The organism is Pseudomonas sp. Marseille-P9899 (assembly GCF_903166565.1).
In the GTDB taxonomy this organism is placed as follows: Bacteria; Pseudomonadota; Gammaproteobacteria; order Pseudomonadales; family Pseudomonadaceae; genus Aquipseudomonas; species Aquipseudomonas huaxiensis.
The window spans coordinates 852,485-874,761 of sequence record NZ_CAESCG010000002.1; the positions used below are offsets into that span (position 1 = coordinate 852,485).

The 22,277-nt window shown below is 64.5% G+C and carries 22 protein-coding genes; 12 read left to right on the forward strand and 10 right to left on the reverse strand.

Features of this window, described 5'->3' with window-relative positions; all coding sequences use genetic code 11:
- Positions 1-7: 7 nt before the first annotated feature.
- The 7 genes from HWV67_RS13245 to HWV67_RS13275 all read left to right on the forward strand — a co-directional run bounded on the left by HWV67_RS13245 (position 8) and on the right by HWV67_RS13275 (position 6,286).
- Positions 8-1,981 (forward strand): heme lyase CcmF/NrfE family subunit, encoded by a 1,974-nt coding sequence (locus HWV67_RS13245; protein WP_175651943.1) that lies wholly within the window; start codon positions 8-10, stop codon positions 1,979-1,981.
- On the forward strand, positions 1,978-2,514 hold the full coding sequence (locus HWV67_RS13250; RefSeq protein ID WP_110969413.1) for a DsbE family thiol:disulfide interchange protein: 537 nt from the start codon (positions 1,978-1,980) through the stop codon (positions 2,512-2,514). The genes HWV67_RS13245 and HWV67_RS13250 overlap by 4 nt, the downstream gene beginning before the upstream one ends.
- A complete protein-coding gene (locus tag HWV67_RS13255; RefSeq protein ID WP_095156998.1) occupies positions 2,511-2,987 on the forward strand; it encodes a cytochrome c-type biogenesis protein in 477 nt (158 codons plus the stop codon). Before HWV67_RS13250 ends, HWV67_RS13255 begins: the two co-directional genes overlap by 4 nt.
- The gene (gene ccmI / locus HWV67_RS13260) at positions 2,980-4,182 is read left to right on the forward strand and encodes a c-type cytochrome biogenesis protein CcmI (protein WP_175651551.1); all 1,203 of its coding nucleotides are present in this window, start codon (positions 2,980-2,982) and stop codon (positions 4,180-4,182) included. The genes HWV67_RS13255 and ccmI overlap by 8 nt, the downstream gene beginning before the upstream one ends.
- Before the next feature lie 12 nt (positions 4,183-4,194).
- Complete coding sequence (locus HWV67_RS13265) at positions 4,195-4,605, forward strand: hypothetical protein (RefSeq protein WP_175651552.1); 411 nt, start codon at positions 4,195-4,197, stop codon at positions 4,603-4,605.
- 43 nt (positions 4,606-4,648) lie between these two features.
- Positions 4,649-5,587: a 2-hydroxyacid dehydrogenase gene (locus HWV67_RS13270; RefSeq protein ID WP_175651553.1), complete on the forward strand. Its 939-nt coding sequence runs from the start codon at positions 4,649-4,651 to the stop codon at positions 5,585-5,587.
- Between the two features lie 294 nt (positions 5,588-5,881).
- Positions 5,882-6,286 carry a GFA family protein gene (locus tag HWV67_RS13275; RefSeq protein WP_175651554.1) on the forward strand — a complete coding sequence of 135 codons (405 nt, stop codon included), beginning with the start codon at positions 5,882-5,884 and terminating at the stop codon, positions 6,284-6,286.
- On the opposite strand, the gene HWV67_RS13280 is transcribed toward HWV67_RS13275, so the two are convergent.
- A complete protein-coding gene (locus HWV67_RS13280) occupies positions 6,279-6,788 on the reverse strand; it encodes a M15 family metallopeptidase (protein WP_175651555.1) in 510 nt (169 codons plus the stop codon). The two genes, HWV67_RS13275 and HWV67_RS13280, sit on opposite strands and share 8 nt — an antisense overlap.
- 140 nt (positions 6,789-6,928) lie before the next feature.
- Here HWV67_RS13280 and HWV67_RS13285 point away from each other — a divergent pair, with 140 nt between their 5' ends.
- The 3 genes from HWV67_RS13285 to HWV67_RS13295 all read left to right on the forward strand — a co-directional run bounded on the left by HWV67_RS13285 (position 6,929) and on the right by HWV67_RS13295 (position 9,518).
- A complete protein-coding gene (locus tag HWV67_RS13285) occupies positions 6,929-7,267 on the forward strand; it encodes an FKBP-type peptidyl-prolyl cis-trans isomerase (RefSeq protein ID WP_175651556.1) in 339 nt (112 codons plus the stop codon).
- Between the two features lie 290 nt (positions 7,268-7,557).
- The gene (locus HWV67_RS13290; RefSeq protein WP_175651557.1) at positions 7,558-8,253 is read left to right on the forward strand and encodes a histidine phosphatase family protein; all 696 of its coding nucleotides are present in this window, start codon (positions 7,558-7,560) and stop codon (positions 8,251-8,253) included.
- Between the two features lie 44 nt (positions 8,254-8,297).
- Entirely contained in the window at positions 8,298-9,518 is a 1,221-nt protein-coding gene (locus tag HWV67_RS13295; RefSeq protein ID WP_175651558.1) for a D-amino acid dehydrogenase, read from the forward strand.
- Positions 9,519-9,538: 20 nt separating this feature from the next.
- Here the strand turns inward: HWV67_RS13295 and HWV67_RS13300 are convergent, their stop codons facing one another.
- Positions 9,539-9,976: an Lrp/AsnC family transcriptional regulator gene (locus HWV67_RS13300; protein WP_110969404.1), complete on the reverse strand. Its 438-nt coding sequence runs from the start codon at positions 9,974-9,976 to the stop codon at positions 9,539-9,541.
- Between the two features lie 135 nt (positions 9,977-10,111).
- Here HWV67_RS13300 and HWV67_RS13305 point away from each other — a divergent pair, with 135 nt between their 5' ends.
- Together HWV67_RS13305 and HWV67_RS13310 are read left to right on the forward strand one after the other, a co-directional pair.
- Positions 10,112-11,014, forward strand: a complete 903-nt coding sequence (locus HWV67_RS13305; RefSeq protein ID WP_110969403.1) for a DMT family transporter — start codon at positions 10,112-10,114, stop codon at positions 11,012-11,014.
- 32 nt (positions 11,015-11,046) lie between these two features.
- The gene (locus HWV67_RS13310; RefSeq protein ID WP_175651559.1) at positions 11,047-11,967 is read left to right on the forward strand and encodes a class I SAM-dependent methyltransferase; all 921 of its coding nucleotides are present in this window, start codon (positions 11,047-11,049) and stop codon (positions 11,965-11,967) included.
- A 63-nt stretch (positions 11,968-12,030) separates the two neighbouring features.
- Here the strand turns inward: HWV67_RS13310 and HWV67_RS13315 are convergent, their stop codons facing one another.
- From HWV67_RS13315 to hyi, 8 genes are all read right to left on the reverse strand, one after another.
- On the reverse strand, positions 12,031-14,049 hold the full coding sequence (locus HWV67_RS13315; protein WP_371929306.1) for a mechanosensitive ion channel family protein: 2,019 nt from the start codon (positions 14,047-14,049) through the stop codon (positions 12,031-12,033).
- A gap of 124 nt (positions 14,050-14,173) precedes the next feature.
- Positions 14,174-15,175, reverse strand: a complete 1,002-nt coding sequence (locus HWV67_RS13320; RefSeq protein WP_095157011.1) for a sulfate ABC transporter substrate-binding protein — start codon at positions 15,173-15,175, stop codon at positions 14,174-14,176.
- Between the two features lie 91 nt (positions 15,176-15,266).
- On the reverse strand, positions 15,267-16,091 hold the full coding sequence (locus tag HWV67_RS13325; RefSeq protein ID WP_110969400.1) for an ion transporter: 825 nt from the start codon (positions 16,089-16,091) through the stop codon (positions 15,267-15,269).
- A gap of 402 nt (positions 16,092-16,493) precedes the next feature.
- The gene (locus tag HWV67_RS13330; RefSeq protein WP_175651561.1) at positions 16,494-17,360 is read right to left on the reverse strand and encodes an urea transporter; all 867 of its coding nucleotides are present in this window, start codon (positions 17,358-17,360) and stop codon (positions 16,494-16,496) included.
- Positions 17,361-17,516: 156 nt separating this feature from the next.
- On the reverse strand, positions 17,517-18,932 hold the full coding sequence (pyk, locus tag HWV67_RS13335; protein WP_110969398.1) for a pyruvate kinase: 1,416 nt from the start codon (positions 18,930-18,932) through the stop codon (positions 17,517-17,519).
- Positions 18,922-20,202, reverse strand: a complete 1,281-nt coding sequence (locus HWV67_RS13340) for a glycerate kinase type-2 family protein (RefSeq protein ID WP_175651562.1) — start codon at positions 20,200-20,202, stop codon at positions 18,922-18,924. Before HWV67_RS13340 ends, pyk begins: the two co-directional genes overlap by 11 nt.
- Before the next feature lie 162 nt (positions 20,203-20,364).
- A complete protein-coding gene (locus HWV67_RS13345; protein WP_110969396.1) occupies positions 20,365-21,258 on the reverse strand; it encodes a 2-hydroxy-3-oxopropionate reductase in 894 nt (297 codons plus the stop codon).
- A 185-nt stretch (positions 21,259-21,443) separates the two neighbouring features.
- A complete protein-coding gene (gene hyi / locus HWV67_RS13350; RefSeq protein WP_175651563.1) occupies positions 21,444-22,226 on the reverse strand; it encodes a hydroxypyruvate isomerase in 783 nt (260 codons plus the stop codon).
- Positions 22,227-22,277 lie beyond the last annotated feature (51 nt).

Genomic DNA, 22,277 nt, shown 5'->3' on the forward strand with positions numbered 1-22,277 from the left:
TTCGCTGATCATTCCCGAACTCGGCCAGTTGTCGATGATCCTGGCCATCTGCTTCGCCTGTGTGCAGGCCAGCGTCCCGCTGCTCGGCGCCTGGCGCGGCGACAGCCTGTGGATGAGCCTGGCGCGGCCGGCGGCCTGGGGCCAGTTCGCCTTCCTCGCCTTCGCCTTCGCCTGCCTGACCCATGCCTTCATGACCGACAACTTCTCGGTCGCCTATGTCGCCAGCAACTCCAACAGCGCCTTGCCCTGGTACTACAAGTTCAGTGCGGTGTGGGGCGCTCACGAAGGTTCGCTGCTGCTCTGGGCGTTGATCCTCGGCGGCTGGACCTTCGCCGTGTCGATCTTCTCCCGGCAATTGCCGCAAGTGATGCTCGCCCGCGTGCTGGCGGTGATGGGCATGATCAGCGTCGGCTTCCTGTCGTTCCTGATCGTCACCTCCAACCCGTTCATGCGCCTGCTGCCGCAGGTGCCGGGTGACGGCCGCGACCTCAACCCGCTGTTGCAGGACATCGGCCTGATCGTTCACCCGCCGATGTTGTACATGGGCTACGTCGGTTTCTCGGTTGCCTTCGCCTTCGCCATCGCCGCGCTGCTGGGCGGTCGCCTTGATGCCGCCTGGGCGCGCTGGTCGCGGCCGTGGACCATCGTCGCCTGGGCCTTCCTCGGCATCGGCATCACCCTCGGTTCGTGGTGGGCCTATTACGAACTCGGCTGGGGCGGCTGGTGGTTCTGGGACCCGGTGGAAAACGCCTCGTTCATGCCTTGGCTGGTCGGCACTGCGCTGATCCACTCGCTGGCGGTGACGGAAAAACGCGGCGTGTTCAAGAGCTGGACCGTGTTGCTGGCCATCGCGGCATTCTCGTTGAGCCTGCTCGGCACCTTCCTGGTCCGTTCCGGCGTGCTGACCTCGGTTCACGCCTTCGCCTCGGACCCCGAGCGCGGCGTGTTCATCCTGTTCTTCCTGTTGTTTGTGGTCGGTGGTTCGCTGACCCTGTTCGCCCTGCGCGCGCCGGTGGTCAAGAGCCAGGTCGGCTTCGCCCTGTGGTCCCGCGAGACGCTGTTGCTGGCCAACAACCTGGTGCTGGTGGTGGCGGCTTCGATGATCCTGCTCGGCACCCTGTATCCGCTGGTGCTCGACGCCCTCAGCGGCGCCAAGCTGTCGGTCGGCCCGCCGTACTTCGACGCGCTGTTCATCCCGTTGATGGCGCTGCTGATGGTGGTGATGACGGTGGGTGTGCTGGTGCGCTGGAAAGACACCCCCGTGCGCTGGCTGCTGGGCATGCTGACCCCGGTGCTGATCGGCAGCGCGGTGCTGGCGCCGATCTGTGGCCTGCTGGTGGATGATTTCGACTGGGCCGTGCTGACCACCTTCGCCCTGGCGGCGTGGATTGTCCTCGGCGGCGTGCGCGACATCTTCGACAAGACCCGCCACAAAGGGCTGCTCAAAGGCGTCCGTGGCTTGAACCGCAGCTACTGGGGCATGCACGTCGCGCACCTGGGCCTGGCGGTCTGCGCCCTGGGCGTGGTGCTGTCGAGCAACAACAGCGCCGAACGCGACCTGCGCCTGGCGCCGGGCGAGTCGGTGGAGCTGGCCGGTTACCAGTTCGTCTTCGAAGGCGCCAAACACTTCGAAGGGCCGAACTTCACTTCCGACAAAGGCACCGTGCGTGTGCTCCAGGACGGCCGCGAAATCAGCGTGCTGCACCCGGAAAAACGCCTGTACACCGTGCAGCAGTCAATGATGACTGAGGCCGGCATTGATGCCGGTTTCACCCGCGATCTGTACGTCGCCCTCGGCGAACCGCTGGAAAACGGCGCCTGGGCCGTGCGGGTGCACGTCAAGCCGTTCGTGCGCTGGATCTGGCTGGGCGGTCTGCTGACCGGCCTGGGTGGTTTGCTGGCGGCGCTGGACCGGCGTTATCGGGTCAAGGTCAAGAGCAAGGTACGTGACGTACTCGGTCTGGAAGGAGCAACTGCATGAAGCGTTGGATCATGGTGCTGCCGCTGGCGGTGTTTCTGCTGGTGGCGGTGTTCCTCTACCGCGGTCTGTACCTGGACCCGGCCGAGCTGCCGTCGGCGATGATCGACAAGCCGTTCCCGGCGTTCTCGCTGCCCAACGTGCAGGGCGACCGCACGCTGACCCAGAACGACCTGCACGGCAAGCCGGCGCTGGTCAACGTCTGGGGTACCTGGTGCGTGTCGTGCCGGGTCGAGCACCCGGTGCTGAACAAGCTGGCCGAGCAGGGCGTGGTGATCTACGGCGTCAACTACAAGGACGACAATGCCGCCGCGCTGAAATGGCTGGCCGAGTTCCACAACCCCTATCAACTGGATATCCGTGACGAGCAGGGCACCCTGGGCCTGGACCTCGGTGTGTACGGCGCGCCGGAAACCTTCCTGATCGACGCCGAAGGCATCATCCGCCACAAGTTCGTCGGCGTGGTCGACGAAACTGTCTGGCGCGAGCAACTGGCGCCGCTGTACCAGGGTCTGGTCGATGAGGCCCGCCCATGAAGCGCTGGCTGGCAGCCGCTGTCCTCGGCCTGAGCCTGTGCGGCGTGGCCAAGGCGGCAATCGACACCTACCAGTTCGCCGACGAGGCCGAGCGCGAGCGTTACCGCGAGCTGACCAAGGAACTGCGCTGCCCCAAGTGCCAGAACCAGGACATCGCCGACTCCAACGCGCCCATCGCCGCCGACCTGCGCCGGGAAATCTTCCGCATGCTCGGCGAAGGCAAGAGCAACCAGCAGATCGTCGACTTCATGGTCGATCGCTACGGCGACTTCGTGCGCTACAAGCCGGCCCTGACCGCCCGCACCTGGCTGCTCTGGTTCGGCCCGGCGCTGCTGCTGGCCGGTGGCTTCGGCGTGCTGGTGGTGATCGTCCGCAAACGCCGCGTACCGGCGGCCGCTGGTTCGGCCGACCTTTCTCCCGAGGAGCGTGAGCGCCTCGCCAAACTGCTGGACAAAGAACAGACCCATGACTGATTTCTGGCTCGCGTCAGGCCTGCTGTTGCTGGTAGCCCTGAGCTTTTTGCTGATTCCGGTGTTGCGTGGCCGTCGTGCGCAGCAGGAAGAAGACCGTACCGCCCTGAACGTCGCCCTGTATCAGGAGCGTGTCGCCGAACTGCAGGCCCAGGGCGAGGAGGGCGTGCTCAACGCTGACCAACTCTCCCGCGGTCGCGACGAAGCGGCCCGCGAGCTGCTGGCCGACACCGACAATGCCGAGCCGACCCGCAGCGCCCGGCTGGGCAAGGCGCTGCCGGTGGTGGCGGCGTTCCTGGTGCCGCTGATGGCGGTCGGGCTGTACCTGCATTTCGGCTCCAGCGACAAGGTGAAGCTGGCCCAGGAATTCTCCCAGGCCCCGCAATCGCTGGACGAAATGACCTCGCGCCTGGAGCGCGCCGTCGCCGCCCAGCCGGAGAATGCCGAGGGCCTGTACTTCCTCGGCCGGGCCTACATGGCACAGGAGCGGCCAGCGGACGCCGCCAAGGCCTTCGAACGCGCCGTCGGCGTGGCGGGTCGTCAGCCGGAGTTGCTTGGCCAATGGGCCCAGGCGCTGTATTTCGCCAACAACAAGCAGTGGACGCCGCAGTTCCAGGCGATCACTGATGAAGCCCTGAAAGCCGACCCGAACGAAGTCACCAGCCTCGGCCTGCTGGGCATCGCCGCCTTCGAGGGCGAGCGCTACCAGGAAGCGGTCGATTACTGGAACCGCCTGCTGGTGCAACTGCCGGAAGGTGACGCCTCGCGCACCGCGTTGTTGGGCGGCATCGACAAGGCTAAGGAAAAACTGGCGGCCGGCGAAGGCAAGGCGTCCGCACCGGCCACTGCGGCCAGCGGCGCCAAACTTACCGTACGGGTCGAGCTGGCGGCGGCGTTGAAAGACAAGGTCAAGCCGGACGACACCGTGTTCATCTTCGCCCGCGCTGCATCCGGCCCGCCGATGCCGCTGGCGGCCAAGCGGGTCACCGTGGCGCAGTTGCCCATCGAGGTGGAACTGAGCGACAGCGACGCGATGATGCCGAACATGAAACTGTCGAGCTTCGCCGAAGTCCAACTTGTGGCGCGCATCTCACGCTCCGGCCAGCCCACCAAGGGTGAGTGGATCGGCAGCGGTTCACCGCTGGCTACCAGCACCGAGGCGCCGCAACACCTGACCATCGACAGCCCGGATCCGTAAGAGAGCGCCCTCATGAACAGCACCGTACGCCTGACCCTGATTTCACTGGCCCTGGGGCTCAGCGCATGTACGGTGCATCAGCCCGAGCGCGAGCCGCTGCCGCCGATCCAGACCACACCCCCGCCGGGCCCGGTGATCAAACCGGGCCCGACCAAGCCAGTCCCGACCAAACCGGTCACCCCATCGCAGAAACCCATGCCGCGCACCTCCGCCAGCTTCGCCCCGCCACCGGGCGGCGCCAGCCATTGGGACCCGCGCCTGGGCGTCTACGTGCTGGAAGGCAAGAGCAACACCTTCTACCGCCAGCGCACCTATTACCGCTGGAACAACGGCTGGAGCTGGGCGACCAGCGCTGATGGCCCGTGGCAGGACACCGATAGCAGCGGTGTACCGGGCGGTCTGGGACGGGCTTTTGGCCAGTGACCGGAGCATAATGCTGCCTCGCTGAAATGCCTGGGAGCCTGAAATGACAAAGACGGTACTGGTGCTGGTCGAGACGGTCGACGACTACCTGCCCCTGCTGGAAAACAACGGTTATCGCCTGATTCGCGCGCAGACCCCGGCCTTGCGCGCCGAGGCCATCGCGCGCCACGGCGGCGAGATCGACGCGGTGCTGACCCGCGGCCCGCTGGGCTTGTCCGCCGCTGAAATCGCCGCGTTGCCGGCCTTGCAGATCATTTGCGTGATCGGCGCCGGCTATGAGCAGGTCGACCTGGCTGCCGCTGCGGCGCGGGGTATCACCGTCACCAACGGCGCTGGCGCGAATGCCGTGGCGGTGGCGGATCACACCATGGCCTTGTTGCTGGCTGTGGTGCGCAATATTCCCCAGGCCGATGCCACTACTCGTCAGGGCCAATGGAACCGGGTGATCAGCCCGTCCATCTCGGGCAAGCGCCTGGGCATTCTCGGGTTGGGCGCAGTGGGGCTGGCGATCGCCCGGCGCGGCGCCCTCGGGTTCGATATGCAGGTGAGCTATCACAACCGTTCCCGGCGGGACGACGTGGCCTATTCGTACTGCGACAGCCCGCTGGCGCTGGCGCGGGAGTCGGACTTCCTGATCGTCGCCACGCCCGGTGGCGCCAACACCCGGCAACTGGTGGACAGCGCGGTGCTCGATGCGCTGGGGCCGGAGGGGTTTCTGGTGAACATTGCCCGGGCCAGCGTGGTGTTCACGGCGGATATGGTTGCGGCGTTGCGTGAGCGGCGGATTGCCGGCGCGGCGCTGGATGTGTTCGATGACGAGCCCAATGTCCCGGATGAGCTCAAGACGCTGCCCAACGTGGTGCTGACGCCCCATGTGGCTGGGCAGTCGCCGGAAGCAGCGCGGGATACGGTGGCGTTGGTGTTGAAGAACCTGCAGGCGTTTTTTGCGGGGGAGCCGGTGTTGACGCCGGTGACGGGTTAGGACATTTCAGGGTCCTTGAGATTGAGCGCCGCTCGCGCGGCGCATCGCGAGCAAGCTCGCTCCTACAGTGGTTACATCGTGCCATGGCCATCAGATTGGCAATTGGCGAGGAATCGCGGGGGATGTTGTTGAGACAAGCATAGGCACGCTCAAACCACCGGAGGAGCGAGCTTGCTCGCGATGCGCCGCGCGAGCGGCGCTCGATCTCAAGAGCGTCAGATAACATTCGGCCTGCGCCTTCCATCCACACTGCTAGACTCCCTCGCCACCTCATAAACGCAAGGAGCACCCCTCATGCCAACCCACCAAGGCACCTGCCTCTGCGGCGCCATCCAGCTCTCCGTCACCCTCGATGAAACCCGTGTCAGCGCCTGCCATTGCAGCATGTGCCGCAAGTGGAGCGGCGGCCCGCTGCTGGTGGCGCACAGCACGCAGCCCCTGCAGTTCAGCGGCGCCCAACCTGCGGTCTACGATTCGTCCGACTGGGCCCAGCGCGGTTTCTGCCCAAGCTGCGGCACCCATCTGTTCTACCGCCTCAAGGCCGGTGGCTTCGATGCGGTGCCGGTCGGCGTCCTCGACGGCGACACCGCCTGGACCTTCGATCTGCAGGTCTACATCGACGAGAAACCGGCCTTCTACTGCTTCTCCAACCCGACCCAGAACATGACCGGCGCCGAAGTCATCGCGCAGTTCAGTTGACCGCCAGCAAGGTCGTGCCGTAGCACCAGTGCCACGGCTCGAACTGGTAGCCCAGCGGGTTGTTTCGTGGGTAGGACAAATGGAAGTCGAACCGCTGCGCATGACGGCTCAGCCACTGGTACGCGCGGCTGTGCTCGAAGTCGATTTCCAGCGAATTGATATCGATCGCCCGGCCGGTGTGGTGCTCGCTGTAGCCGGGCGGGGCGTTGACCGCGAGGATCTGCTCCAGCGACAGGCCGCGCTTGAGCTTGGTGCGAATGAGATTGGCCTGGTAGGTGACGCTGCGGTACGCCGACATCAGCCATAGCTCCACGCCGGCGGCCGCGGCTTCAGCCTTCATCTGCTTCCAGGCTGCGGCGGCGTCCGGCTCCAGCTCGAACCGCCGCGCGTCGGCGTTGATCTCGGCAATCGCCAGCACCCGCGCTTCGGGGTAGGCGACAAAACCCCGCGCCAGCAACAGGTCTTCACTGATCCCCAGTTCTTTGCATAGCTCCTTGCTCATGTCGCTTCCTGCCGCTGGTAGGTGGTTGTCAGAGCTACCCAGTGTAAGACCGATAACCAAAGGCTGCCTGCTCCTTGCAAAACCAGGGCAATCCTGCGAAAAGGCTGCGGTTACGATTACCGCGCTTGAATGAGGTCACTATGAGCGGCGAACTGCAAATCACCGACGTCCAGCTGGGCGACGGCAAGGAAGTGGTCAAGGGCGCCCTGATCACCACCCATTACACCGGCACGCTGGCCGACGGCAGCGTGTTCGATTCGTCCCACCAGCGCGGCAAGCCGTTCCAGTGCGTGATCGGCACCGGCCGCGTGATCAAGGGCTGGGACCAGGGCCTGATGGGCATGAAAGTCGGCGGCAAGCGCACGCTGTTCGTGCCCGCGCACCTGGGCTATGGCGAACGCAGCATGGGCTCGATCACGCCGGGTTCCGACCTGCAGTTCGAGATCGAGCTGCTGGAAGTGCTGACCCGCGACGACTGAAGGCGCCAGATACCCCAAAAAGCCCTCGGTACCTACTACCGGATCGATTTCCGACGCATGAAACCGAAATGGTTTATCGCGGTTGAGGCATCGTCTTAATTTCGTAACAGCCAGGGACTACATTCGACTCTGCTTACGGATAAGCACCCAGGGACAGAACCAAACGGGCTTGCTGCACTCTCAAGGATGCCCGCTTCCATGGAAGGAGCGACAGACAGGGATGCTCCGCGGCTTCGGCCGCGGGGCAGCACTGACGGGTCAAACTCGATTCTTTCCGCCAAGGGTTCATCATGAAGTTGCCCGTGACGCTTTCTTTCCGCCGCCAGGCGCTGTTCTGCGCCGCGCTCGCCGCCAGTGCGGCCCTTCTCGGTTTTACCACCTTCGACAGTTTCGCCAAACCGGTGGACGGCACCCAGACGCTGGTCTTCCTGCGCCATGCCGAAAAGCCCGGTGAAGGTCTCGGCCAACTCAACTGCCAGGGCCTGAATCGCGCCCTCGACCTCGCCACGCTGTTGCCGGAAAAATTCGGCAAGGCCGATTACGTCTTCGCCGCCAACCCCACCCGCGAAGTGGAAGAAGGCGCCAATGACGACAGCTACAGCTACCTGCGCCCGCTGATGACCATCAGCCCCAGCGCCATCAAGCTCGGCCTGCCGGTGAACATCGAGTATGGCGCCAACGACACCAGCGCCCTGGCCAGCGAACTGCTGAGCAACAAGTACCGCAACGCCACCGTGTACACCGCCTGGTCCCACGGCTACCTGCCCGAGCTGATCAACACCGTGGCCGGCAAGGCCCTGGGCGAGGATCGGGTGATTACCAAGGACTGGGAGAACAGCGACTTCGATTCGCTGTACGTGCTGACCCTGACCTGGCGCGATGGCAAGGCGACGATGCTCAGTCGCAATGTGAAGCAGGGGCTGGACGGTGGGGATGTGCAGTGCCCGGGCAAGACGCATGAGGCTTCCGGGTTGGCGATGCGGTAGAACACCCTTACTCTGACCCCCGTTTTGGCAAATGGATTGCGGGCATGACGAGTCGGGTAACAGTCATCGGCGGCGGTGTGATCGGCCTGGCCACGGCCTACGCGTTGGTGCGCGAAGGTTTCGAGGTGGAGCTGATCGAGGCCGGTGAAGCGCTGGCCAGCGGCGCCAGCTTCGCCAACGGCGGACAACTTTCTTATCGCTATGTCGCGCCACTGGCGGATGCCGGTGTGCCGTGGCACGCGCTCGGCTGGATGTTGCGCGGCGATTCGCCGTTGCGCTTGCGCCCGCGCATGGACCCGGCGCAGTGGCGTTGGCTGCTGGCGTTCATGGCCGCGTGCCGGGGCTCGGTCAACCGCACCAACGCCGCGCGCCTGTTGCGGCTGGCGCTGCACAGTCAAGACACATTGACGAGCTGGCGCGAGGAAGACGGCCTGGACGGTTTTGCCTGGCGGCGCAATGGCAAGCTGGTGGTTTTCCGTGAGTCCGCCAGCTTTGCCCAGGCCCGGCAGCGGCTCGATGCGGATCACCAGCAAGCGCTCGCTGCCGATGAGCTGGCGGGGCTGGAGCCGGCCTTGGCCGGTGTGCCGTTCATGGGGGGCGTATTCACGCCCAGCGAAGAAGTCGGTGACTGCCATCGCTTTTGCCTGACCCTGGCGGCGCGCTTGCGGGCCTCGGGGCGTTGCCATTTTCGCTTGGGCCAGCGTGTCAGCAAGATCCGTCACAGCAAGGGTGTGATCCAGGCGCTGGAGTTGGGTGACGAAGTGCTGGCGGTGGAAAATCTGGTCCTCTGCGCGGGCTATCGAGCTACGCAACTGGGCCTGCCGGGGTTGCGATTGCCGGTGTATCCGCTCAAGGGCTACAGCCTGACCGTACCGGTCGGCGCGCATGCGCCCGAGGTGAGTGTCACCGATTACGACCGCAAGATCGTTTACGCCCGCATCGACCAGCAACTACGGGTCGCGGCCATGGTGGACATTGTCGGTTTCGATGAAACGCCGGACCCGCTGCGTCTTGCCAGCCTGCGTCGCCAGGCCGCCGCCAGCTTTCCCGACGCCGGGTATTACGCCCACGGGCAGGATTGGGCCGGCATGCGTCCGGCCACGCCGACCGGGGTGCCGCTGCTGGGAGCGAGCCCGTACCGCAATCTGTGGCTGAACCTCGGCCATGGCGCCCTGGGTTTCACCCTAGCCTGCGGCAGCGGGCAACTGTTGGCGCGGACCCTGGCTGGAGGGCCGCCCGCGCTGGAACTGCCGGGTCTTGTCTGATCGCTGCCGGTTGCAATCCTTCAGTCCATCGGCGGCAGGCGGCGTTTCACCGGGGTCTTCTTGACGATCGCGGTGCTGGTCTCGGCGTGGCTGTTGAGCTTGTCCAGCAGGGTATCGAGCTGCTCCATCGAACGCACATGCAGGCGGGCGATAAAGCAGTCGTCACCGGTGACCTTGTCGCACTCGGTGAACTCCGGGATGGCGATGATCTGCCGTTCCACTTCATGCAACTGCCCCGGCAGCGGGCGAATGCGCACGATGGCCTGCAACTGGTAGCCGAAGCTGCGCGGATCGACTTCGACGGTGTAGCCCTTGAGCACGCCGCGCTCTTCGAGGCGACGCAGGCGTTCGCTGACGCTGGGTGAGGACAGCCCGGTCAGGCTCGCCAGCGCTTTGAGCGAGCGTCGCGAGTCTTCCATCAGGGCGTTGAGCAGCAGTTGGTCGATGGCATCGGTCATGAAAAATCCCTCGTTAGGCAATCTTCGTAAATCGCCTTGATAAAAAAGGTCGGCGTCGGCTTCAGCCTGATTAATTCCATGGAATGGCCCCGGACACCCTCGGCATACTTTGTCACATATTCCCGGAGGTGAGTGATGGACAGTTCGATACGTCGCGGTTCGCTGGAAATGATCGGGGCCATGCTGATTTCCGGCACCATTGGCTGGTTCGTGCTGGTGTCCGGGCAACCGGTGCTGGATGTGGTGTTCTGGCGCTGCGTGTTCGGCGCCGGCACCTTGTTGCTGATCTGTGCGGCCATGGGCTTTTTGCGTCCGGGCATCCTTACTCGCGCCACCTTCGCGCTGGCGGTGCTCAGCGGGGTGGCCATCGTCGGTAACTGGGTGCTGTTGTTCGCTTCCTATTCGCGGGCGTCCATCGCCATTGGCACGGCGGTGTACAACGTTCAGCCGTTCATGCTGGTAGGGTTGGCGGCTTTGTTCCTCGGCGAGAAAATCACCGTGCCCAAGCTGTTCTGGCTAGGCGTGTCCTTTGCCGGGATGCTGGCAATCGTCAGTGCACACGGCAGCCAGGGCGAGAGCGGCGACGAGTACCTGCTGGGCATCGCGCTGGCGCTGGGTGCGGCGTTTCTCTATGCGGTGGCGGCGCTGGTCATCAAGCGTTTGAGCGGTACGCCGCCGCACCTGATCGCGTTGATTCAGGTGAGCACCGGCATCCTGTTGCTGGCGCCGTTCGCCAACCTCGGCGGGCTGCCCAGCGGGCAAGCGGAGCTGGGCAGTCTGGTGACCCTGGGCATCGTTCACACCGGCGTGATGTATGTGCTGCTCTACGGCGCGATCCAGAAATTGCCCACCGCGCTGACCGGCGCCTTGTCGTTCATCTACCCGATCGCCGCGATCCTGGTGGACTGGGTGGCCTTCGGTCACCGCCTGCAACCGCTGCAATGGCTGGGCGTGGCGGCGATTCTGCTGGCGGCTGCGGGGATGCAGCGTGGCTGGTGGTTCAAATCCGCCACCCGCGGGCGCGGTGCGAGGGCGTAGAATACGCCGCTTTAGCTCAACGACTGCCCGCCATGACCGCTGCCATCGACACCCTGCATCAACACCTGCTCACCGCCCTGAACCCGCCGCCGACCGAAACCCGGCGGCTGTTCCACGGGCGCGGGCGCTGCTGGCCGGGGTTGGAGCAGATCACCGTGGACTGGCTGCAGGGCGTGCTGCTGGTATCGCTATTCCGCGAGCCGCCCGAAGGTCAACTGGCTGAGCTGGAAAGCCTGTTGCGCACACTGGCCGCCAGCGCCGACTGGCCGGGCGCGGCGGTGTTGATCCAGCACCGCTATCTGCCGGAAAGCCCCGGCCAGTGGCTGTTGGGCGAGGTTTGCGAAACCCGGGTGATCGACGAAGACGGCCTGCGTTATCAACTGGACCTGGGCCTGAAGCAGAACAGCGGCCTGTTCCTCGATATGCGTTACGGCCGGCGCTGGGTGCGCGAGCAGTCGGCGGGCAAGCGGGTGCTGAACCTGTTCGCCTACACCTGCGGGTTCTCGGTGGCGGCCATCGCTGGCGGCGCGGAGCAGGTGGTGAATCTGGACATGTCCCGGGCGGCGCTGTCGCGGGGGCGGGACAATCACCGGCTCAATGGCCACGACCTGGCGCGGGTCGGTTTTCTCGGCCATGAACTGTTCAAGTCCTGGGGCAAGGTGCGCAAGGGCGGGCCGTACGACCTGATCATCATTGACCCGCCGACCTTCCAGAAAGGCAGCTTCGCCCTGACCCAGGATTACGCGAAGATCCTGCGGCGCCTGCCGGAGCTGTTGACCGAGGGCGGCACGGTGCTGGCCTGCGTGAATGATCCGGCGATCGGGCCGGAGTTCCTGATCCAGGGCATGGCCGAGCAGGCGCCGCAGTTGACGTTTGTCGAGCGGTTGGAGAACCCGCCGGAGTTTCCGGATGCGGATGTGGCGGGTGGGTTGAAGGCTCTGGTCTTCCGGTGAGTGCCGGGGCCTCATCGCTGGCGTGTCGGGGCGCCGAACTGCAGCGATGAGGCCTCCAAAAACCTACTGAGCCGGATCCCCAACCCTGGCCGGCACCGGGTTGTACTGCGCAAAACTCACATCGTCGGTCTGGTCCACCAGCTTCTTCAGCCGCTCATTGAACGCACGGTTCACCGCGTACTGCCCGCCCGAGGTGGTGCGGAATTGCGCGGTCAGGGTCATGCCGTTGAGGTTCATGCTGTCGACCCCGAACACCTGCAATGGCCCTTGCAGGCTGTGCCGCAGGATCGGGTCTTCGCTGATGGACTGGCCCACTTCGCGGATCAGCTTCAGCGCCGTGTCCACATCCGTCTCGTAACTGAACTGCACCGAGAAGAACGCGTAGGCGAACTGCCGTGACTGGTTGGTGACCGCCTTGATCTGGCCGAACGGCACCGAATGCACGAAGCCTTTGCCGTCGCGCAGGCGCAGGGTGCGGATGGTCAGGCTTTCCACCGTGCCGGCGTGGCCCGAGTCGAGCACCACCCAGTCGCCGATGGCGATGGTGTCTTCGATCAGGATGAACAGCCCGGTGATCACGTCCTGCACCAGTTGCTGCGAACCGAAACCGATGGCCAGGCCCACCACCCCGGCACCGGCGAGGAACGGCGCGACGTTGATCCCCAGGTTAGCCATGGTGGTGATGGTGCAGATCACCACCAGCACCACTTTGATAGCGTTGCGCAGCATCGGCAGGATAGTCCGCAGGCGCGTGCTCGGCTGGCGCGAGGCGCGGCGGCCGGGCGTGGGTTTGAGGGCTTCCTGGATCGCGGTGTCGATCACCACCCAGAGCAGCCAGGTCACCAGCAGGATCAGGCCGATGCTGCTCAATGAGTCGCTGATCGCCCGGCCCAGGGTGTTGCGCAGGGCGAACTCCAGCACCGAGATGCCCCAGATCCGTCCCAGCAGCTCGATGAAGGCGATTGCCATGGCAATTCGCAGTAGCGCGTGGGCCAAGCTGTAGAGCAGTTCCTTGTAGGGTCTCAGGTGTTGTTCGGCGTTGGCGCGGTGGGGCTTGAACAGATGCTGCAACGTGATGCTCAGGAACACTGTGCCGATTAGCAGCACCGTGGTCAGCAGCGCCTTTTGCAGGGCGCGCTGGCTCTCTTCGCCGGCGCCGATCAGGTTGATCGCCGAGACCAGGATCATCATCAGGATCGGCAGGTACCACAGCGCCGAGAAGATCCGCAGGGTTTCCTGCACGGCGCGGTGCTGCAGGCGGTCCTTGAGGCTGCGGTTGCGGATCAGGTGCGCCACCGGGCGGCGCGAGCGCAGCACCAGTACGGCGAAGGCCACAGTGGCCAGCAGGCCGGTGATGACTGCGGCGCTGCTGGTCAGGTTGCCGCCCAGTTGCCGGGCGATCTGCGGGCTGGTCAGGGCGTCGCTCCAGGCGGCGAGGAAGCCGATCAGGAACAGCGGCCGCGGGGCCGCCTGGCGGATGATCCGCACTGCTGCGCGTTTGTGCCCGACGTCGAACAGGGTGATCAGGCACAGGATGATCGAGGTGGAGAAAATCCCGCTGCTGGTGGCGTAGGCCAGGCTCATGCCCAGCGCGCGGCCCACTGACGGGTCAAGCTGGCGGCTGATGAACAGGGTCATCGGCAGGCTGATCATTGCTGGCAGGGTGTAGGGCAGCAGGTAGGCCAGCAGTTTTTGCGGGCGAGGGCGTTCGCGCAAAAAGCGGGTGTGCTGGACGTAACGGGTGGCGAGGCGGCCGAGGTAGCAGAGCACGGCGAAGGTCAGGGCCCAGGTGACGGTGAGTAGCAGAAAGTCGCCGATCATCTCCAGCGCGTCGCTGCCGTTGTGGCGGGTGACCAGTTGATCGACTTCATTGGCAGCCCGGTCGGCGCGCAGGCGCCAGGCGTCTAGCAGGTGATTGTCGATGTTCAGTTCCTGGGAAACATCGTCCAGGCCATTGGCCAATGCCCCGAGCAGACCGCCCTGGACTACGGGTTCGGCTTCGGCGGGCTTTTCTTCGGTGAGGGTAGACAGCGGCCCGGCGGCCAGCGCGGAGGTACCGAGCAGGGCGCAGAACAGCAGCATGAGTACGGATCGGATCACGGGGTACTCCTTCGGCCGGGGGTGACGGAAAGGGTAGACAATGATCGGCGGGGGATTACTGCGAGGAATTAGGGAGGGGGCCTGAAGACAGGCCCCTGACTACCGATTACTTGCCGGTATAGATCTGGTCGAAGATGCCACCGTCATTGAAGTGGGTCTTCTGCACGGTGCGCCAGTCACCGAAGGTTTTCTCGACCGAGAGGAAGTCGACTTTCGGGAAGCGGTCGGTGTACTTGGCGAGGATCGCCGGGTCACGCGGGCGCAGGTAGTTGTTGGCGGCGATTTCCTGGGCTTCCGGCGACCACAGGTATTTCAGGTAGGCCTCGGCGGTAGCGCGGCTGCCTTTCTTGTCGACTACCTTGTCGACCACGCTCACCGGCGGCTCGGCTTCGGCGGAGACGCTTGGGTAGATCACTTCGAACTGATCACGGCCGAATTCGCGGGCGATCATCTCGGCCTCGTTCTCGAAGGTCACCAGCACATCGCCGATCTGGTTGGTCATGAAGGTGGTGGTGGCGGCACGGCCACCGGTGTCCAGCACCGGCGCCTGCTTGAACAGCTTGCCGACGAAGTCCTTGGCCTTGTTCTCGTCGCCGCCGTTTTTCAGCACGTAGCCCCAGGCCGACAGGTAGGTGTAGCGGCCGTTACCCGAGGTTTTCGGGTTGGGCACGATCACCTGGACGCCGTCCTTGAGCAGGTCGGGCCAGTCTTTCAGGGTCTTCGGGTTGCCCTTGCGGACGATGAACACGGTGGCCGAGGTGAACGGCGCGCTGTGGTTCGGCAGGCGGGTGACCCAGTCGTTCGGCACCAGTTGGCCGTTGTCGGCGAGGGCGTTGATGTCGGTGGCCATGTTCATGGTGATGACATCGGCAGGCAGGCCGTCGATGACCGAGCGCGCTTGCTTGCTCGAACCGCCGAAGGACATCTGCACGGTGATCTTCTCTTTGTGCTCGGCTTCCCAGTGCTTCTGGAACGCGGCGTTGTAGTCCTTGTAGAAGTCACGCATCACGTCGTAGGAGACGTTCAGCAGTGGGGCCGGAGCGGCCTGGGCAAAACTGCCCACGGCCAGGCTCGCGGCCAGCAGCGAGGCACTGAAGAGTTTTTTCACTGTGCATTCCTTGTTGGAGTTAATTGACGGCATTGTGCCAGCGACTATAGCCAAAGCGCCTTAGGCACAAAAAGATTAAAAGCTGCTTTGCTTATTCCTCTTTTCTGAACAACGCATTGCCACACCGCGAACAGAAGGCCGCGCCATGTTCGTGCTGATTCTTGCGGCACACCGGGCAGTCATGACGCAGTTGCTCGCCGCGCATCGCGTTGGCCAGTTCGGCGGTAAAGATACCTGTGGGCACGGCGATGATCGAGTAACCGGTGATCATCACCAGCGAAGAAATGACCTGGCCCAGCGGCGTCTTCGGCACGATATCGCCGAAACCCACCGTGGTCAGGGTGACGATGGCCCAGTAGATGCCCTTGGGAATGCTGGTGAAGCCGTGCTCCGGGCCTTCGACCACGTACATCAGGGTGCCGAACACCGTGACCAGGGTGGAGACGCTGACCAGGAACACGATGATCTTCTGCTTGCTGCCGCGCAGGGCGTCGAGCAGGTAATGGGCCTGCTTGAGGTACGGGCTGAGCTTGAGCACGCGGAAGATCCGCAGCATCCGGATGACCCGGATGATCAGCAGGTATTGGGCGTCGCTGTAGTACAGGGCGATGATCCCCGGCACGATCGCCAGCAGGTCCACCAGCCCGTAGAAGCTGAAGGCGTAGCGCAGCGGCTTGGGCGAGCAGTACAGGCGCATCAGGTATTCGATCAGGAATACCGCAGTGAAGCCCCATTCGATTATGGCCAACAGCCCGGCGTAGCTCTGGTGAACCTCGTCGATGCTGTCCAGGATCACGATGACCAGGCTGGCGAGGATGATCAGCAGCAGGGCGGTGTCGAAGCGGCGGCCGGCGACGGTGTCGGTTTGGAAGATGATGACGTAGAGCTGCTGGCGCAGGCTCTGAGGGGTGTTCATGAGGGGATGTGTTCCGGGCGGGTGATGCCGGGAAGCCTAGGGGTTGGCTGCTGCTTTGTGCAAGTTTCGGGTGCCTCATCGCTGCATGGGTATCTACACATCTCAGGCAACCCATGGCGTCAGGTCACCGCGAACTGTGGGAGCGGATTCATCCGCGAAGGGCCGCACAGCGGCCCCAAAACCATCCAGCACGAGGTGGCGGTCTATAGCCGACATTTCTTTCGACTGCCAGCATGCTTGAATGTGACATCCAGACTAGGCAGAAACAGTGTGCTGGATGGATTTAGGGCCGCTGTGCGGCCCTTCGCGGATGAATCCGCTCCCACAGGATCGCAAGTGGCTGACGTTTTGCGTTTGCCTGCAAGATGTGTAGATACGCATGCAACGATGAGGCCCATGACATCAGCCCAAAGCCGCTGCTTTCACCTTGCGAAACCCACCCAGCCGCACCATCCAGCACGCCACGATAAACGGCGCGGTCAGCCCCGAAATCGGCAGCAGGTTGAACAGCGGCTGCACGGCAATCGCCAGGACGATGGCCAGTAGCGGTTTCCACGGCTGGGCACGGGTGCCGCTGAAGGCGAGGGCGGCCAGCGCTGCATTGAAGCCATAAAGGCCCATGTAGGCCGCAGTCGCTTCACCGCCCACCAGCGCGACGCTGCCGCCAATGGCGGCGCCGACAAAGGCCCAGGCCGCCGCATAGCGATCCGACAGCAGCAGGCCCAGGGCAATCAGCAGGCCCGCCAACGGCTGGTCCAGCAGGAAGATCTGCCCCAGCCCCCGCGCCAGTGCATCCAGCGGGTTGGCCGGGACCGGCGCATTGGCGACCGTCGCCGGATCGGCGATGACCAGCAAGGCCCAGCCGATCAGCACGAACGGCAAGGTGTAGGCCGGCAGCAATACCGAACCACCACGCTTGAGCCACTGGTGCACCAGCATGCTGCTGAGTCCGGCGGCGGCGATGATGAGCGGTGCGAGCAGCGAGGACCACGGCAGCAGGTAGCTGAACAGCACGCCGATCAGCACGCCGTTGTAGCTGTACAGCCCGGCCTGGCGGTCGGCGCGGTCGTAGCCGCGGCGCTGGGCCACCAGCAGCCCGGAAAGGGCGCCCAGCAGTGCGCCGCCGAGCAGGTGCGGGGCGGTGAGAAGGATGGCCAGCAGGCAGCACAGGCCGCACAGCGGGTTACGCTGCAGCAGCACCTGACTGAAACCGTTGAGCAAGGCGGTCGCCCAGTCGGGGCAGGGGTTAACTAGATTTTTGGTGTACATGGCAGTAGGTCTGAGTGAAGTGGGTCGCCTCTTTGGGCGAAACTTTTCCCACGGTTTAGGGGTATTTCTTTTTTAGCGCTCTGGATCGCGGAGCAAGCCCGCGGCCACAGATTCACGCGGATGAATCGGCGGCCGCGGGCTTGTCCCGCGAAGACGTCAAAGCAGGGTTTCGATACGCAGCGAGTTAGTCGATCCCGGCTGGCCAAAAGGCACACCGGCAGTGATCAGCAGGGTGTCGCCACGGTTGGCCATGCCCTGGGCCTGGGCGATTTCCAGTGCGGTGGAGCACACTTCGTCAACCTGGCGCAGGCGATCGTTGACCACCGAATGCACGCCCCAGACCACGCTCAGGCGGCGAGCGGTGATGAGGTTCGGCGTCAGGTTGAGGATCGGTGCCCGTGGCCGCTCGCGCGAGGTGCGCAGGGTCGAGTTGCCCGACTCGCTGTAGTTGACCAGCACCGCCACCGGCAGGATGCCGCTGATACGGCGGATGGCGCAGCTGATGGCGTCCGAGACCGTGGCTTCGGCCTTTGGCCGGCCGACGTCGAGCTGGGTCTGGTAGTCCGGACCACCTTCGACCTGGCGGATGATCTTGCTCATCATCTGCACCGCTTCGAGCGGGTATTCGCCGGAGGCGGTTTCCGCCGACAGCATCACCGCATCGGCGCCTTCGCCGATGGCGTTGGCGACGTCGGTGACTTCAGCGCGGGTCGGCGCCGGGGAGAAGCGCATCGATTCGAGCATCTGCGTTGCCACCACCACTGGACGGCCGAGCTGGCGGCAGGTGGCAATGATGTTCTTCTGAATCTGCGGCACGCTTTCGGCCGGCACTTCCACGCCCAGGTCACCGCGGGCAACCATGATCGCGTCGCTCAGTTCGGCGATTTCGCGCAGTTTGGTCACGGCCGAAGGTTTCTCGATCTTGGCCATGAGGAAGGCGCGGTCGCCGATCAACTGGCGCGCTTCGATGATGTCTTCAGGGCGCTGCACGAACGACAGCGCCACCCAGTCCACACCCAGTTCCAGGCCGAAGGTCAGGTCGCGACGGTCTTTTGGGGTCAACGGGCTGAGGTCCAGCACCGCCTGCGGAACGTTGACGCCCTTGCGGTCGGACAGCTCGCCGCCGTTGAGCACGGTGGTGTCGATGGCGTCGACGTGCTTGGCGGTCACGCGCAGGCGCAGGCGCCCATCGTCCACCAGCAGGTCCATGCCCGGCTCCAGCGCGGCGATGATTTCCGGGTGGGGCAGGTTGACGCGCTGGCCGTTACCCGGCGTCGGGTCGAGGTCCAGGCGCAGGGCCTGGCCGCGTTGCAGTTGCACCTTGCCCTCGGCCAGACGGCCGACGCGCAGTTTCGGACCTTGCAGGTCCATCAGGATGCCCAGCGGGTAGTTGAGCTGGCTTTCCACCTCGCGGATCCACTGGTAGCGCATCGCGTGGTCGGCATGCTCGCCGTGGCTGAAGTTGAGGCGGAAGATGTTGACCCCGGCCTCGACCAGTTGGCGGATGTCGTCGATGCCTTTGGTCGCTGGGCCGAGGGTGGCGAGAATCTTGGCTTTTTTGTCAGGCGTCATGTTGAGCGGTCTCAAGGATGAGGATGGCGCGGAAGTCGTTGACGTTGGTGCGGGTCGGTTCGGTGACGATCAACCCGTCGAGCGCGGCGAAGTAGCCGTAGCCGTTGTTGTTGTCCAGTTCGTCCGAGGCCGACAGGCCCAGCGCCTGGGCGCGGGCGTAGCTGTCCGGGGTCATGATGGCGCCGGCGTTGTCTTCCGAGCCGTCGATGCCGTCGGTGTCACCGGCCAGGGCGTAGACGCCCGGCAGGCCCTTGAGGCTTTCGGTGAGGCTCAGCAGGAACTCGGCGTTGCGTCCGCCACGGCCATTGCCGCGCACGGTCACGGTGGTTTCACCGCCGGACAGAATTACGCAAGGCGCCGGCAGCGGCTGGCCATGCAGCACCACCTGGCGGGCGATACCGGCGTGGACCTTGGCCACTTCCCGCGACTCGCCTTCCAGGTCGCCGAGGATCAGCGGGCTGAAGCCGGCCTGACGGGCTTTCACCGCGGCGGCTTCGAGCGACTGCTGGGGCCGGGCGATCAGTTGGAAATGGCTGCGGGCGAGGGCCGGGTCATCGGCCTTGACGGTTTCCGAGGCGGGGTTGTTCAGCCAGTCAATCACCGCTTTTGGCGCCTCGATGTTGTAGCGCTTGAGGATCGCCAGCGCTTCGGCCGAGGTGCTCGGGTCGGCCACGGTGGGGCCGGAGGCGATGACCGTGGCGAGGTCGCCCGGCACATCGGAAATCGCGTAGGTGTAGACGGTGGCCGGCCAGCAGGCCTTGGCCAGACGGCCGCCCTTGATCGCCGAGAGGTGCTTGCGCACGCAGTTCATCTCGCCGATGGTGGCGCCGGACTTGAGCAGGGCTTTGTTGATCTGTTGCTTGTCCGCCAGGGTCAGGCCCTCGGCGGGCAGGGCGAGCAGTGCGGAACCGCCGCCGGACAGCAGGAAGATCACCCGGTCGTCGGCGCTGAGGTCACTGACCATTTCCAGTACGCGCTTGGCGACGGCGAGGCCGGCGGCGTCGGGGACCGGGTGGGCAGCTTCGACCACTTCGATCTTCGAGCAGCTGGCGCCGTGGCCATAACGGGTCACGACCAGGCCGCGGACTTCGCCTTGCCAGGTACGTTCGACCACTTCGGCCATGGCTGCGGCGGCCTTGCCGGCGCCGATGACGATGACGCGACCGGTGCGGTCGGCGGGCAGGTGTGCTTCAAGGACCTGACGCGGGTGCGCGGCGTCGATGGCCGTTGCGAACAGGTCGCGGAGAAATTGTTGCGGATCGACCGACATCTCAGGCTCCCAAATCTTATTGTTCTTCAAAATCGAAAACGCCCCTGGAACGGCCTCCGTGCAGGCTGAACCAGGGGCGGTGTTGCGCTGTTGCAACTGCCAGCCACGCGGGTGGAAGGGAACGATGCGCGGCCCCTTCGCCGCGCGGCGTGCAGCTCTTGCTTACTTGTCGCCGCGGATCGAGAAGTTGGCCATGTGTTCCAGGCCTTTGATCAGCGCCGAGTGGTCCCAGTTGGCACCACCGATGGCCGCGCAGGTGCTGAACACTTGCTGGGCGTTGGAGGTGTTGGGCAGGTTGATGTTCAGTTCCTTGGCGCCTTGCAGGGCCAGGTTCAGGTCCTTCTGGTGCAGGCTGATGCGGAAGCCTGGATCGAAGGTGCCTTTGATCATGCGCTCGCCGTGCACTTCGAGGATCTTCGAGGACGCGAAGCCGCCCATCAGTGCTTCACGCACCTTGGCTGGATCGGCGCCGTTCTTGGAGGCGAACAGCAGGGCTTCGGCAACGGCCTGGATGTTCAGCGCAACGATGATCTGGTTGGCGACCTTGGCGGTCTGGCCATCACCATTGCCACCGACGCGGGTGATGTTCTTGCCCACGGCCTGGAACAGCGGCAGGGTGCGTTCGAAGGCATTCGGGCAACCGCCGACCATGATGCTCAGGGTCGCCGCCTTGGCACCGACTTCGCCGCCGGAAACCGGTGCGTCGAGGTAGGCAGCGCCAGTGGCCTTGATCTTCTCGGCGAAGGCTTTGGTGGCGGTCGGCGAGATCGAGCTCATGTCGATCACGACCTTGTTCGGGCCAACGCCTTCGGCGACGCCGTTTTCACCGAACAGGACGGCTTCGACCTGTGGGGTATCGGGGACCATGACGATGATGAATTCGGCTTCCTGGGCCACTTCCTTCGGATTGGCCAGGGCCACGGCACCGGCGGCGATCAGCTCGGCTGGCGCGACGTCGTGGTGGGTGGACAGGAACAGGCTGTGACCCGCTTTCTGCAGGTTCTGCGCCATTGGGCGGCCCATGATGCCGGTGCCGATGAAACCGATTTTAGCCATGAGAATTTGCCTCTTTTATTTGTGTGTCCCGGAACCCTGATCGAGCCTGGATTCAACTGTGGGAGCGAGCTTGCTCGCGAATGCGATAGACCGGACAACGGTGTCGCCTGGGATGGGACTGCTTTCGCAGTCCTTCGCGAGCAAGCTCGCTCCCACAGTGTTTGGGTGGAAACAGAGATAGAGCGTTAGATAGCGTTATGCGTCTTCAGCCAGCCCAGACCTTCTTCGGTGGTGGTCTTCGGCTTGTATTCCGCGCCGACCCAGCCCTGGTAACCGATGCGGTCCAGGTGCTCGAACAGGAAGCGGTAGTTGATCTCGCCAGTGCCCGGCTCGTGGCGGCCCGGGTTGTCGGCCAGCTGGATGTGGTTGATCTTGGCCAGGTTGGTTTCAACGGTACGGGCCAGGTCACCTTCCATGATTTGCATGTGGTAGATGTCGTACTGCAGGAACAGGTTGTCGCTGCCCACTTCAGCCTGGATTTCCAGGGCTTGTTGGGTGGTGTTCAGGTAGAAACCCGGGATGTCGCGGGTGTTGATCATTTCCATGACCAGCTTGATACCGGCGGCCTTCAGCTTGTCGGCGGCGAAGCGCAGGTTCTCGACAAAGGTCTTGCGTACGGTGGCGCAGTCCGGGCCTTGCGGGCGGATGCCGGCCAGGGCGTTGACCTGGGTGTTGCCCAGGACCTTGGCGTAGGCAATGGCGAGGTCGACACCGGCGCGGAATTCCTCGACCCGGGCCGGGTCGCAGGCGATACCGCGATCACCCTTGGCCCAGTCGCCGGCCGGCAGGTTGAACAGCACCTGGGTCAGGCCGTGGGCGTCGAGCAGTTGCTTGATCTCGGTCGAGCTGTAGTCGTAAGGGAAGAGGTATTCGACCCCGCTGAAACCCGCGTCGGCGGCGGCCTTGAAACGGGCCAGGAAGTCCTGTTCGGTGAACAGCATGGACAGGTTGGCGGCAAAGCGTGGCATGGTGGTCTCCTTGCTGGGATGGGCCCCGCGCCGTGAAGGGCGGGGCCGCAC